This window comes from Clostridium sp. AF15-41, assembly GCF_003604095.1.
Taxonomy (GTDB): Bacteria; Bacillota; Clostridia; order Lachnospirales; family Lachnospiraceae; genus Coprococcus.
Genome location: NZ_QTMQ01000004.1, coordinates 148381 through 163924 on the forward strand (window position 1 = coordinate 148381; position 15544 = coordinate 163924).

The 15544-nt window shown below is 34.7% G+C and carries 9 protein-coding genes; all 9 read right to left on the reverse strand.

What is annotated here, in order from left to right; genetic code table 11:
- Positions 1-8 precede the first annotated feature (8 nt).
- Positions 9-2033, reverse strand: coding sequence for a hypothetical protein (locus DWW43_RS04555; protein WP_119962854.1), 2025 nt, complete (start codon positions 2031-2033; stop codon positions 9-11).
- The gene (locus DWW43_RS04560) at positions 2030-5536 is read right to left on the reverse strand and encodes a hypothetical protein (protein WP_119962855.1); all 3507 of its coding nucleotides are present in this window, start codon (positions 5534-5536) and stop codon (positions 2030-2032) included. The genes DWW43_RS04555 and DWW43_RS04560 overlap by 4 nt, the downstream gene beginning before the upstream one ends.
- 71 nt (positions 5537-5607) lie before the next feature.
- Positions 5608-7032, reverse strand: a complete 1425-nt coding sequence (locus DWW43_RS04565; RefSeq protein ID WP_119962856.1) for a hypothetical protein — start codon at positions 7030-7032, stop codon at positions 5608-5610.
- 12 nt (positions 7033-7044) lie between these two features.
- A complete protein-coding gene (locus tag DWW43_RS04570) occupies positions 7045-7893 on the reverse strand; it encodes an HNH endonuclease signature motif containing protein (RefSeq protein ID WP_119962857.1) in 849 nt (282 codons plus the stop codon).
- Between the two features lie 20 nt (positions 7894-7913).
- A complete protein-coding gene (locus DWW43_RS04575; RefSeq protein WP_119962858.1) occupies positions 7914-9362 on the reverse strand; it encodes a restriction endonuclease subunit S in 1449 nt (482 codons plus the stop codon).
- Positions 9359-10777, reverse strand: a complete 1419-nt coding sequence (locus DWW43_RS04580; protein WP_021985135.1) for a class I SAM-dependent DNA methyltransferase — start codon at positions 10775-10777, stop codon at positions 9359-9361. Before DWW43_RS04580 ends, DWW43_RS04575 begins: the two co-directional genes overlap by 4 nt.
- A 4-nt stretch (positions 10778-10781) precedes the next feature.
- A complete protein-coding gene (locus DWW43_RS04585; protein WP_119962859.1) occupies positions 10782-13529 on the reverse strand; it encodes a type I restriction endonuclease subunit R in 2748 nt (915 codons plus the stop codon).
- Positions 13530-13593: 64 nt separating this feature from the next.
- Positions 13594-14820 carry a hypothetical protein gene (locus tag DWW43_RS04590; protein ID WP_119962860.1) on the reverse strand — a complete coding sequence of 409 codons (1227 nt, stop codon included), beginning with the start codon at positions 14818-14820 and terminating at the stop codon, positions 13594-13596.
- A gap of 84 nt (positions 14821-14904) precedes the next feature.
- Positions 14905-15093 carry a helix-turn-helix domain-containing protein gene (locus DWW43_RS04595; RefSeq protein WP_117785749.1) on the reverse strand — a complete coding sequence of 63 codons (189 nt, stop codon included), beginning with the start codon at positions 15091-15093 and terminating at the stop codon, positions 14905-14907.
- Between the last annotated feature and the right edge of the window lie 451 nt (positions 15094-15544).

Sequence of the window (15544 nt, forward strand, 5' to 3'; positions counted from 1 at the left end):
GGCAATACTCACTTCACAATATATTCTCTTAAATACTTAAACGGAAACGGAACAACCGTTAACATTCCATATCTTACAAACTCCACGCCCATAAGCGGAAGTAGCTCTTTGAAAATCAACTTACTCCCCTCTACTGCCTGTATTTCACGTACCACGCTAGCTCTCTCAATAGTATACTTCATACCATTGCCAATCTCTCCAACTGAAAATCGTGCCAACATTTCATCCTGCTCGATATAATTAATATCTATATTTCCGGATAGATATTCATTTCTCTCCTCTTCACCACGCAGGTAGGCATATAGCATAATTCCTGTATTTTCAAACACATAACGTACTACCTCTTTCTTTGTTGTAATTCCTTTGAATAATCCCATTACATTGGCTTTCGTGTATTCTGCATTCACGTCGATATGCGGGATAACTATATCCAATTCTGCCTGTACTTTTATTTTATCTGTTGTATCCATTACTAGCCGAAGCCAAGTTACTACATCTTTTCCTGGAAATCTACCTTCACTAGCTACATTCTTAAGCACATCACCCATCGCAGTATAATCAGGCATAGAATACATATTGGTATCCTTTATAAGATTAATATTACCCTCTGCATCTTTTACTAAACCTATAACACCTCTATAATCATTTTTATTCTCTTCATTCAAACCGAAATAATCCATGTATTTATCATACTCTGTCATGGTAAAAAGATTTCGTTTCAATGCTTCAATTTTAAATGAACCGTCCGGATGAATGGTCATGAAGTAATATGTACCGTCTACAACTACACCAAATAACCAGTCTGCTTTATATCCGTATTGACTCCAATCCACCAATGTAATTTTACCAGTAGCAATGTCCTTCTTAATTACAAGCTCTTTCAGAATATTATAAACTGCCGCTGATGATTGGTGTTTAAAATTCTCTACTGTAATATGCTGAACAACATAATCCTCCATGCTTTCTTGATGCGGGTCCACTTCCGAATCTGAATAGAAGGATTTATCATGTATATATCGTACGTTAAGCTTCTTCTTTGATAATCTTTTACCAACGCTGCATTTTGCCTCTGGAATAATTTTATTAATACCATCCGCTACATCCTGCAAATAATCTTCAGAAGTTTCAGAGTGTACAGCATCCAATATATTAATTCCAGAATTCAAAACTTCCTTTTTAACAATATCCTTATATAACTCCAATGACGCACGCTTATATTCCAAAACTTCGTCAATACTATATTGTTTAAATTTAACGCGAATATACTTACCAAATTCATCATGTAAGGCATTCAAAATATCATATAAAACACCCATCTTGGTACATGAAAACGTTTCATAATCCGTAAAGTTAAGGAATGTAATGCTACCCCTTTCACCATCTACGGGTTTTATAATAAAGTTTTCTCTACGGTCTATATTTTCATTAGATACTCGTTTTAAGGTATTATTGTTATAACTGAACTCATATTGCGGATAATCCTGTAGCTTTCTTTTTTCAAATTTCATTTGCTTCTTAAGTGCCAGTGATGTCATCCTATGTGCTACCAAATTTACACACATATCATCTCCGACTTTAACCTCAAGGCACTGCATACCCAAAATAAAATTCTCCTTATCCTTATTCAGCCATGAAGGTCGAAAACATAATAATTTCCCAGACAGATTATTAAAGGATATCATTTCATCAACCGGACTCGTTAACGCATTCAAAAATAATTGTGTCAACAAATACTCCGGTATATTGCTACTTGTCATAGATTTTATAGACAAGCTATCTCCATCCTCTTTTGCATTCAACAAACGTACAAACTCAGCTCTGGAAATAGCGTTTTTAGGAAGCATAGCCCAAAAACTCTTTCCACTTTCAAATTGCAGAGCTGATATCTTTATATCATCAATATCCAGAAAAGTAGCTCCACCTTTTATATATTTATCCGATGTTGTAACATAATAAAAATCATAATCTTTGTCAATGTTGGAATATTCAAACGAAGCCAGGAGTTCATTCGAATAAAGTTTCTTTATACTCATTGCAAATATCCCTCCCGATTTATTTTAGCTATAATTTCAGTTCCTATTTCTTTTCTATCCAACCGATATAAATATGGTATCTCAATAATTCTACCACTATCACTAGACGTAATTTGCATATTGTGATCAAGCATAATATTGATTATTACCGCTCTCTTTCCTCCACACTTATCTAGCTTTTCCAGGACGTTTTTCTTTTCTTCTTCCGCAGATATTAGCATGGTTTCTTTCCATAACTTGAAATCAACATACACGCCATTACCTAGGGTATAATCAAACAATTCAAAAAAATCCGGCGGCATTTCTTGCAACGTTACTCCTGCATATTGTTCTAAAATATATTTACCAACAACTTCGCCTAAGGCACCTTTATAAATATTATTAAACATAGGTGGCGTCAATACAAACTCATTAGGAACAAAGCTCGTTGCATATCCATGCTTTTCAAACAATGCTTTCACTCCTGGGATTTGCATAATCTCTTTCAAATGCACCTCATCCTCTGACATCTTTTGTGGAAGACTACCGTCAAACTTGATATTTATATTTTTATTATAATCTCCTTCTTGCTCATAAGAATAAGCTGTAATTTCTCCTGGCGCACACATATATACAAGCTGATATTGTGAATTATGCTCAACATTTTTTCTACTCAATGTCGGCCTCATAAGACAAAGTTCACGTAATGCTTTCCAATAGTCTATGCTATCATCCGTCCAATTACGTTTAAGCTCATTTATAATCTGCATTGCTTTTAATGATAATGTTCCGGCACGATTTTCCATTACGGCAATATCCAGATTTTCATTTGCCTGACAATTAAAATATTTTTTTCCCACCTTAACTAATTCCGCAAATTCAGGATTCAACATTCGTTGTTCCACAATAGATAAATCATAGTCACTTAAAATGGTGTTATCTACATAAATATATATATCCGGATTCTTAAGACCAGTTCTACATATTCTTCCTACTGCCTGTATTAATGTACGAATCGCAAAATTATTTACTGATTCTGTTTTATATGGTTCTCCCTTTTTTCCTGAAAATGTATATCCACCGCTAAAGCATATGAAAGCATCTTTGATTACTGCAATACCGTCCTTACGAGAAACTTCTCCTCTCTCCATCAAAAATTCCATTTGATATACAAAACGGATTAAATCCTCAGCTTCAATTCCCTTCTTGCTATCCACATTCACCAGAAGATTCGTCGGCTTCTCAAGATATATGCAGTCAAAATCCTTTTCCATATCTCCTCTATCATAATCATTAACTGCCACGATAGTAGCATTCCCCGGTGCTTTATATTGCAAATTTTGTCCCGCACCAACTGTGTTATAGGAAGATATTACAAAGAGTTTTTCTCCCTTTGACAATCTCTGTATAAACTCCGCACGCTTAGCATCATAATCTTCACTATTTATACTATATAAAAGGTCTTTACCTTTTAATCCCTTAATACCATAAAGCTTAATAATAGCGTCTGCAAATTCCTCTAATAATTTAATATCAAAAAGCCCCTTATTCTCCTGTGGCAATTTATTATTAAGACACAAGAAGGATTTAACCGAATCATTTAAGATAAATGCCTTCATTACCTTTACAACACGAATAAAGTTATTCTTTGCATATTCAACGCGCTCAAATGATATTGATAATTTTTCCGCATACTTCTTTATAAGTGCTTCGTTTCCGTTAAATATCTCTGCTAATTCAGCTGTATCATCCGTACTATAACAAACCGGTTCCACATGAATATTCACTTTATCATAATTGGCTACAAACGTCCGGAAAGACTCCTGCAATCTACACTTATCTACTTCTGGCATCACATAAAATTTGTCCTGCAACATCCTTTGAAGATATTCCAAATCATAATTACCAATAACCGTATCAAGTGTTGCTGTAGCTGAAATGCCTATAATCTGGGCCTTTTCAGATAAGTGAAGCAAAATACGCTCTGGTGAATTCTGAAAATCAAATAACTGAATCTCCGAACGCATACTATGATTAGGATCATCTATAAAATCATAATAGCGAAATCCTCTATCATAGACAGAGCGGTCAAAATACTTTAACGACATTTTTCCATTGCTGTCTTTTTTATCTTTCTTCGACTTTACCTGGCCTCCCATTACGATAGGCTTCAAATACCTTATCTGTTCTCTTGATAAATGAAACTCTGCCAACACTGACTCAATTGCATTTTCAAACGTATAATCATCGTCACCCGGCCTTTTATCCTCATCCTTATGCTGCTTATAATTAAACGAAAGATTTCTAGCTCCGTTCTGAAAATAAGTCAAGCAGCCTTTAACACTGGCAAGCAAACTTAATACGCCACCATCTTTCTCTGTTGGTCTTCTTTTTGTAAAACGCAACCAGTTCTGTTTTGCCTTCATATCGGTATCTATATCAATAAAAGCATTTTCTCCCTCAAATACCGAATGAAACTGTAAGTCGTTGAAAATAAAATTACGACTTCTATCGTCCTTACCATCTTCTTCTGTTTTGAAGCTATATCGCATCGCAAAACGGTCATATGTTTCATCAAACACACCACCAAATCTTTCTATAATTTCCATAGGATTTTTCGCGTTTTTGTGTTCATCAAGATATGTTTGTTGTAACTTCGATGCAGTAGTAAGCTCTGCCGGAAAATCTCTAGTCTTCAAAGATGCATATACACGATGAAACAGACCTAAATAATCAATATGATTTTCTAAGCCTCTTGTTATAATCTGATTAAGTAACCTGTCTCTTGTTGCATCAAACTCATCTATAAAAATAATTGCATTTTTTGTAATATCATTATTGTAAAAGCTATATGTTGGCTCAATAATCGTAGTATTCCCCAAGAAAAACTTGTCCATAGACATAAAAAATATCCGTTTTTCTCTCGTATATACTGCTGGATACAATTCTCCTATCCAATGATAATCAGGATTATTAGCAATATTCTTTAGCTTTTCCTTGGGTGTCCTGAACTGCTTCAGCTCGCTTTCTATCACCTTACGAAAAGCACCTTCCTGTTGCTTGCGAATAGCATCTTCTGCACTCTTGCACAAAACATTAATAATTTCTCTACTGGTTCCTTTTAATTCACGCTTTTTATCTCTGTATTCGTTTAATAATTTTACCGAACCATGTAAATCCTTAAATTCTTGTTTCATAGTGATTGCTGCTGGAATTTTTCTAGCACGATATAACTCGTCCAATTTTTCTATAACCATATCCGCATTAGCTTCTATTCGCAAACAATATTTATCATAATCATCTGCTTTACCGCGCTTTGCAAAATGTTCACGTAACTCTTTATCCGGCAAATTTTTCTTAAGGGTTGTAACAAAGAAAATCTTCTTATCCTTGAATTCCGGCGAATCATAATTGTCGACCATAAAATCAAGTACACTATATGTTTTTCCAAAGCCGGTCGGCATATCTAGCAAGAACAGTCCGGTATCCGTTGACTTGCAAAAATTAACAATCGCCTGTTTCATAGTATCCTCCAAGTTTATATTATGTATTTCTTTTGCAATAATTGCATTCTCCCTTTACACTCGATGCCTTATCAATTATCTTTTATCATTATATTTTTGTGAAATAATTCATTTAATGCTTTTTTAATTTTTATATCTTCAAGACCATAGTATTTTAGCTGCATCGCATATAATACAATTTCAAGAAAAATCAAATCTAACAGCGATAGGCCTACAAAGTCTTTATCTAAATTTCCATGTGCATAATTATTCCTCTGCTGCGACAGTCTCTCACCCATTTCTGAATAGTTTAAGTCTTCACCATTCAAGCTATATAGATATTTTCCAAACATATCTATTATTTCTATAAGGTTCTTTCCAACAAACGTAATCTTTCCACTCAATGGGCTGGAACCAATATTTTTTTGCATATATTTATATATGCTCTTCAGTTCCCCTTTACTGCTATCAATCAATTCCTGTAATACCTGCTTTGCCTGTTCTTCTGCTATAATTTTAGCCTCTTTCTTTTTTACTCCTTCTGGAAAAATACGCCGAAACTCCCATTCAAAAGCAGCTGTAATCATAACAAACCTTGATGCATCAATATGCTTTCCTGCCTTAAATGTATCTGGCAAATGTCTCGTATAAATCGTATCTGAAGCAATATCCGATAATATCTTACCTTCATATCCCTCAATATATTGTTGCTTAATATAGCGTCCATCCTTTATTGGTTTCGCTTCGCATTGCGAGAGGCTATCTAAAACATACATTTTAGCACATGTATGATACTTTCCATTATCCATCAATGCACTAAGCTCAACTGCATCAAATACAATATTTCTTCTATAACATAAATACTGAACAAACAATTTTGCTATGTTATATAATCGAAAAATAAATGCATAATTATCAGTAGTTTCAAATTCAAATACCATTGTAGAAGTCAATTTCAACGGAGTATCTTGCACTCCCATACTCACTCGCCTTCCAACGCCGAAATGAACAGCAACTTCATTATCGTCTACGATAAAACTCCTTTTTTCCGTTGTCGTTTTCTCATATTCAGCCGTTTGTATCGATATTATTCCTTTTTTCGATTGTTCTTCATCATATAATAATGTAAATGCATTTCCTACAGAATGAATAGCATTAATCTCAGGTCCAGCAAAGGCAATCCTATTAATTAAATATTTTTCAGTACTGAATAATATTACTGCCACTACTTCAATAATCAATACCGAATTGTAGCTACCAATAGACGATCCCTGCCTTGTTATAAATATTACTTTTTGAGCCGTTTCATTTATAGTCCCTTCAAGATAAGGACTATCCATAGTTAATGGATCGCCCATTGTGAAAACACCAGGAGATAATTCCTTCATTTTCCAATTCCTTATTTCTCTCTTCTTATCTGTGGGAGGAATCAATCTTAATTCTTGCTTATCATAAACAAAATCAAAATATATATCTTTATAATTCAATTTGCCAGAATATACATTTAAATCTTCCAAATTACCACCTCTTTACAAATGCTGATTCAATACCAACTTCTGTTTCAAACCATTCTTGTATATGTATAACAATCTACGCCTATCAAATACCGGATTTGTGTCATGTATTATGCTATGATGATTTGGACACACAATAAGTTGATTACTTGCATCGTTATTTAAGCTGGATACAAAATAATCGATATGATGTGCCTCCACAATATGTGAGCCAAACTCCTCACCAATCAATTGACCACAGATTTGGCATCTGTAACCATATAAAAGCTTTAAATTGTCTCCTATCTTCTTGTTAAGCTTCCTGATCTTTACAATCCTTTCTGTTTCAAGAATTGTAGAAGTTGAATCCTCTACATCATAGTTAAATTCTGCTTCCATTACTCGTTCCTTCTGACCTGAAACAGCCTGCCGCAGAGAAATAATATCATCTGCAACAATGGTCTCTAAAATATAAGAATCATCATATTCTGTTGTATAAATAGCTAGATACTCCTTGCACTCTTCAGGTAACCTTATCATTGTTCTGTCGCCTGGTTCACGCATTTCACGCGTGGTCTTTATAAACTGATAGCTCTTTGAGAAGCATACCTGCAATGCCTTTGCAAGTTCACCATTCTTGGAATATCGTATCTGCAGTGTATCCTTTTTCCTTTTAAATTTAGGATCAAAATTCACATTAGTTATCTTCGCCTTAAAAGATTTTCCATTTAGATATAGTGTGATATCTTTTGACTCACCTCTTTTCAAGAAGCGTCCCATAATCTGTCCAAATACAACCTGATTATCAAAAGGTAAGGTGAGCCCTTCTTGCAATAAAGACCAGTCTACCTCTTTTTTATAGACGTAATTTTCAGTTGTCATCATGGCTCACCTCCTCGCTAAAATCATAATAACGTAAGTATATTTTCTATTTTTTCAACAATTCTTTCCTGCTCTTCAAGTGGTGGTATCGGAAAGTACCAATTCTTCATAACATCAAATGGTGGTATATTTTTGATCGCACTGCCATTACTCTCATTTTGTGCAGATTTTTTTAGATTTGCATCAAAATAGTACTGAAAAAACTTCCTATTTACGCCTTCAGCTAGTGTAACCCTCATTAGTGCTTGATTTATTATTCCTTGTTCAATATCATCTGGCATAATGTATGTTTCTCCAATTGTTCCTGCACAACTTACAATAATATCTCCTGGTAAGACTTCAAATCCACTCATGCTATCATCAAAATACTCACGTGTTATGTAATAAGTTCCTAATGTATTATCTTTGTTAATAGCATGTTGTTGTTCATATACCTTAACAGTGTTTTTTCCTTTAGAAACAAACATCGACTTAGTTAATGCACTTCCAAACGGCCCTTTTTTAAACAATCCAATATTTCCAAACCTAATCCATTTCCAATGACTTGGAATCTCATACGGAAAGTCACCATCAATAGCTTTAATCTTTTTATCTACTCTTCCCTTTCTGTTTTTCAATATTGTATTTTTCTGAATCTCAATTTGCTCCAACAACTCCTCCGCAGTTCCATCCTCCGGAAGCTGTTCTGTAAGTTTTCCTTGAATTCCTGCATCAATAATCTTTGATTTCAAGACCTCAAGGTCTGATGAATACTGAGTTTGCAATGCATCAATTCGATCAAGAAGTTTGAATAATTCTTTTATTTTTTTTACTATTCTATTTTGTTCAGAGATAGGCGGTATAGGGAACGCAATATTTATTAAATTTGTCTTACTAATTCTAAATCTTGTAACACCATGACCAAGTGACTGTACCTTATTTCTAAAATCGTTTGAAGATAACGCATACATAACATACTCAATGTTGTAATGTTCAATATTAGGTGCAACCCAACACACATCAACTGCAGTCATCAGAATACCTTTAACATCAGGTATTATGCATGAATACATGTCCTTCACAACGAGTCGATTTATCAGCAAATATCCAGGGTATATCTGCCTACTATTCAATTCTAAAAAATGTTCTTCGGTTAAATACTTATATCCTTTTTCAATATATTTGCAGTCACCAATATTACCTAATTGTATTAACTTAACTGGTCCAAAATCAACCATATCTTCCTTTAATACCCAATTTCCATCGTTCAACTCATTATCAAAAGTTAAATCGGATAGTGTCCCCCATCTCCATGAATTTGGAATGCTAAAAGACATGTTTTCTTCTGAAATATCTGCAAATGTTTTTTTCCCTTTTTTTCTCAGAAGATCATATATATCTTCTGTATCTCCTTCATCAGATTTTTGAGAAACCAATTTCCCTTGAACTGCCAAGTTTATTATTTCTTTTCGTAAAGCACCTGTATCTATCAAATCTCAATCCCTCCCAACAAGTTCTTGAGCATAGAAACAGCTTCTGCTATTCCATCCGACTCTGCCTGCATATCATCAAGGATTTCAGCAACCGTTCTTTCATCCTTTTCCTCTAAATCAAGCCACTTAAAATCAAGATTATCTGCACTCTTAACTTCATCCTTTGTAAAGCATCTCCATCTACCATTAGGATTTGTATCTTTATCGTAGGTTGCCACTCTATCTTGAATTGCACCAGTCTTATAACAATCAACAAAGTCCTGAAGATGCGCTCTAGTCATAGGTTTTGTTGCCATTGTATGCTTGATTCCAGTTCTATAATCGTATACCCAGATATCCTTTGTCGGTTCACCCTTTTCAAAGAAAAGAACATTAGTCTTTACGCCATTTGCATAGAAAATACCTGTAGGAAGTCTAAGAATAGTATGTAGATTAAAGTCCTTCAAAAGTTTTTCTCTAACCTGCGCAGTTGCACCAGTGTCCGTAAGTACACTATCAGGAAGGACAACTCCTACACGCCCACCAGTCTTAACAATTGACATGATATGCTGTAAGAAATTCACCTGATTATCCGATGTTTTTACAAACTCTGGTCTATTAGCTGCAACCTCCACACTTCCCTGCGGTCTAGTTCCGAAGGGAGGATTCGCCAGAATTACCTGGTACATCTTATCTGATGTATCAATAAGAGAATCCTGATATGCAATAGGGCTCTTGTTTACACCGATATCATGTAAGTAAAGATTCATTGATGCAAGTGTTACTACAAGCGCTGTATTATCAGCACCAAATAAAGCATGATTCTTAAGGAACTTTTGCTTCTCAATATCCTTACTCTGTCCCTTCATATGCTCATACGCTGCAAGTAAGAAACCACCTGTTCCACACGCAGGATCTGCTACTGTTTCATCAATCTTAGGATCTACTACTTCAACGATTGCCTGTATAAGTGCTCTTGGTGTAAAGTACTGACCTGCTCCACTCTTCTTATCCTGACCATTCTTTTCAAGAATGCCTTCATAGATAGTTCCCTTAACGTCTCCTTCCATCATGTACCATTGCTCAGAAGATACCATTTCAATAACCTTTGCAAGCATAACAGGCTTATCAATTTTATTAGTTGCTCTTGTAAAGATTGTGCCAATGATACCTTCACTCTCAGAAAGTTCCTTTAAGATTTCCTCATATTTCTCTACAAGGTCTGTTCCACTAAGCCCTTCTAAATCTTCCCACTTATACCCTTCTGGAATAGAACTACCAAGTCCTAATTCTTCTTTTTCACTATCCATCTTAAGAAATAGGATATATGTAAGCTGTGTGATATAGTCAGTAAAACCAACACCTGCTGCCGCAAGTACATTTGCTATATCCCACACTTTTTTAAGTAACGCCGCTTCACTTTTTTGATTCGCCATAATGCTATGCCACCTTTAATATAAATTTTGATAATGTTTGAATTTCACTTGCAAGTGTTTTACCACCGAAGCTTTTTACTGCCTTCTTCCAAAGTTCAGTATCTGTTTCATTTAATTCCATAACTGTAATTGCGCCATCATTAATAATATATTCTGTAATCTGCTGCATAATATCCTTCTGTTCTTCTGAAAGTATTCGCTGATTTTGACCACAATACAAACTAAATCTACTCGCATATCCATTGATTAAGCTTGTAAGTTTCTGGCTCTTCTTATAAGCATATCTAACGATTTGAATCAGATTCGTTAATGCATTTACATTTGCCTTTCCATCTAGCGCTTCAACATCTCCCTGTTCATCAAGAAGTTTATAATTTTTCCAAATCTGATATACGCCATACTGACGACTTTCAGAGAGCAATCTATCTCTTAATTCCATAAGCATTTCATGTGTGATAACCTTATCCTCAGAATTATAGATAATTCGAAGTGACTCTATATCATCCTTATGGTCTTCCAGATATTTCTCGAAATTCTTAATATACGTCTTTGCAGATTCCTTTGAGAATCCTGCATATAATACCTTGTCATCGTCTCCGGTTTCTACAAGATAACCTCTCTGCATTTCAAGCAGTTTATTTCTTGCCTGAAGATTTCCAATCAAACAATATATCAGTCCCATTCTCATTGAATTGTCATGAGATGGACTAATGTATTCTACTAATGTTCCCTGTGCAAATGCTGTATTAATATCATTTGCAAGCTTTCTTGGTGCAAAACCAAAGTTAGTAATGAAGTAATCAAGGTGTCTTCCAAATAGCACACTTTCCTCATACCTTCTATTGATGGTTGAGCAGTAATCCCTAAGAAGCATAAGGTTTTCATCACTTACCTCGTTGTGCGCTAACCTCTCAAGAAGATGTTCCAATGATAGATTCTTTTTACCAGATCCATCAGGACCAGGCTTTGGAATATGCTTCTCTGACTCAGTTACACCAACCGCATCCACGATGTAGTAACATTCCTTTGTGTCAGCATTAGGTGTGACTTCCTTTAGCTTGTCATCACTGATAACACGACAACCTCTACCTTTCATCTGAGTATAAAGTACATCTGAATGAACATCCTTCATAAAGAGAACTACTTCCAAAGGCTTGACATCAGTTCCAGTTGCCACGAGAGTTACCGTCACTGCAATTCTAAAATCTTTCTCAGTTCTTAAATCTCTGATAAGAGCATTAGAATCTCCGGCCGAGTATGTAATCTTTTGTACAAATTTTTCCGGTATCGCATCATTTTCAAATTCAGACTTAAATACGTCTTTTGCAATATCTACGATTTCAGTTGCATGATTATCATCCTTTGCAAAGATCAATGTCTTAGGTATATATTCCCATTTCCGCTCACGACTTGGATACAAATCCTCATAAAGAGCTTTCTTATATGCCATCAGCACTTCCTTTATCTGCTTTTTATTTACAACTGATCTATCAAGTTCTGACGCACCATATTCAACAGAAGATCCGGCATCTATTGTTTCAGATTTTCCAGTTCTTTTAGATGTTTCTGTAATCTTAGCTCCTTTTTCGATCGTACCACCATGAGCTGTAACATCAGTAATAATTCGATATATACGAGGTGGAACATTAACTCCATCTACAACAGAATCATCATAGGTATATTCTTCAATAACATTCTTGTTAAAATATGCATATGCTTCTGGCGTAGGTGTAGCTGTAAGACCAAGCACCGTTGCCTCAGAGAAATAATCCAATACCTTTTTCCACTTGCCATAAATGGATCTATGACATTCATCCACAATAATTAACTGGAAATAGTCTGGTGGAAGCTTCAAATCATTCCCCAGGTCAACTACTGTCTTACTATCCTTTTCTTCATCTGCTTTAGCCTTTTCATCCTCAGCATCTTCGTCACTATCACATATTTCCTGACCAGTTAATACGCAGAATAATTTCTGAATTGTAGAAATTACAATATCACCCTTGATATCTTCTTCCTTCTTAAGTCTGTTGATTGTATAAAGGTTTCCCATCTTCTGCTGGCCTTCTGTACGATCAAACACGCTAAATTCAGACTCTGTTTGCCTTGCAAGGTTATTTCTATCTACAAGGAATAAAATTCTCTTTGTAGGCGTATAGTTAAGCAATCTATAAGCTGCCAAACATGCAAGATAAGTTTTACCAGAGCCGGTTGCAAGTACTGCCAGATTTTTCTTGTTTCCCATTTTTAATGATTCTTCAAACTTTACTTCTGCTCTATATTGACAATCGCGAAGGCCACGCTTCTCGATTAACGGAAGAGCACCATACTCGGACTTCTTTCCAATAATCTGAAGCATCTTCTTAGGAGAATGCATCTGTGACAGTTCTTCATAATCACTGTTTTCAACCAACATATTTTTGAAATATATCTTATTTCCATTAGCCATATACACTAACGGAATAAGTTCCTCAAACCATAAGCCATACCAGTCCTGTGGAGAAACAGCATAGTCCTCTGCCTGCTTCTTGACTTCATCACCAAGAGGATTCTCTTCTCTTTTTGCCTCAACAACTGCAATAGCTTTTCCATCAATAAAGAGCAGGTAATCACTTTCTGTGTTTCCTCCCATCAAAGCTTCCTTAACAGCAGATGTGCTATTCGGCAGATATTCATTTCGAGCCACTATATCCCAGCCGGCATTTCTTAATTGCTTATCAATTTTTACACGAGCTTTTTCTTCCGGTAACACGACACTAACCTTCCTTTCTACACATTATTAGAATTAATTTCTTATACAAGTTTTCACATAAAATTTAAATAGTTTTATACAATTTGTCATAGACTAACGTGCGTTTTTTTGCACATCCACTCTTAGCCGTTGTACATGTATTTGTACAATTACAACAATTATTTGAATTCGTACACAAATAGGTTGCAGTTAATGTCCCGTAATCTACACATATTTTATACGAAGTAGAATTTTTTGTATTCACTTTTCCATTAGATATTATGATATTTTGTGGATTATATTTTGAATAATCAAAATAGTGCTGCTTAGTACCGTGATGTGGAATCTTTATATATTTAAATTGCTTATGTAATTTTATATCTAATGCAGATTCGACTTTTTGCATATGCGATACCTCTATATCCCCAGTAAATAATACATTTTCATCTCCGCTAACTTTGTTTTGAAATACGACATTATATTCATGATTAAGTTTATTTAATTTTCTTATTTGGCCACTTATATTTTGTTCATTTTCCATCGTATTATCGATAATATCTTCCAATAAACTTCTATACACAACTCTCATATCTTCTATTCTTTGTTCGATATTAACCTCACCAGTATAAATCTTATCATTACCTTCATCATGATATTCAAAAACTCTTTGATTACCCATAAGTTCTCTCGTAACAAAGATACAAACAATTTCAGAAAGCGCTATTAATTTGCCTTCAAAATCCACCGGTAAGTGTAAACCATTTATTATCTCAGAAACATGATTTTCATGAACTTCATCCACTGGCCATAATGTAATATACTTTTCATTTTCAAATGTCTCCCCCCTACTCAACAACGTAATCTTTGAAATACTTTGAGACAAAAAAAGCAATAAATCAAATAAATTAGCAGAAGTCCTGGGTAATCCACTCATTCTCATCTCTATTTCAAGCAGTAATTCTTCGAGTATATTAGAAGCCACTGCAAACGGATTATTCCAGATATTTGCAATATAAATATTTTTAAAAATATCTTTATACTTGCATTGACCACTATTATACATATGTATTAATCCACTTATATGGTCCTCATGAAAGTGAGTAATCAATAAACTTATATTTTTCTTCGAATAACGTACACATATATCATCCGCAATTTCACGTGTTAAATCACTCCTATTTCCATATACAATTGAAACATCCGAAAAATAATGAATTCCAAAATCTACCAATAAATTACTATTGTCTTTCTTTTCTTTTAAAACAATACATTCTCCAAAATATGTATTATATACTTCAATTTCTTTGCTCATACCTTACTCCATCATTGCTATCTTTCTATATTTTCCAAACTTACTCAATATATTATCTGTCCTTTACAAACCTTCTTATTTTAATTACTTCTCTTTAATGTATTTCCCAGACTTAATTCTCTTATCCACCGGTTTCTCAGCATCTTTCGGTATCGCCCAAGAATGCCCAAATTTCATTACTCCCGGCACCATTCCCTCGTTACAAATTGTCTGCACTCTCCTCACTGAAAGATTCCATTTTTCTGCTGCTTCTTTGATTGTCATATACTCCATACTATTCACTCCATCGAATCATACAAAAGTAACTATTTTACCATACTAATATTATAAGCGTTAAAGCGCCGAATATCAACAAAATTCTACATAAATTTCGGCGTACAACCCACTACCTCCCCGCGCACTCCTTCTAATAAAAAATACCTTTCAGCGAACAGTCAACTAACCTCGCCAAAAGGTATTTATTTTTAACACCCTATTCTATTTTCTAACTTCATGCACATATTTTTTATCAAAATTTTATAGATATGTTTCCTCTAACCCGCATAAAATCAAGGTTTCTTCGACAGCAAGCAGACTGTCTCCACATGCGTACAAATTCAAATTATATCCCCACAAAACTATGGATATCTGGACAATATTTTTACAGTACTAATACCGTTCGTGCAGCCTTTTCCCACAAAATCATGGATGGTACTAATTTTGCACCATACTAATTGTGCAACAG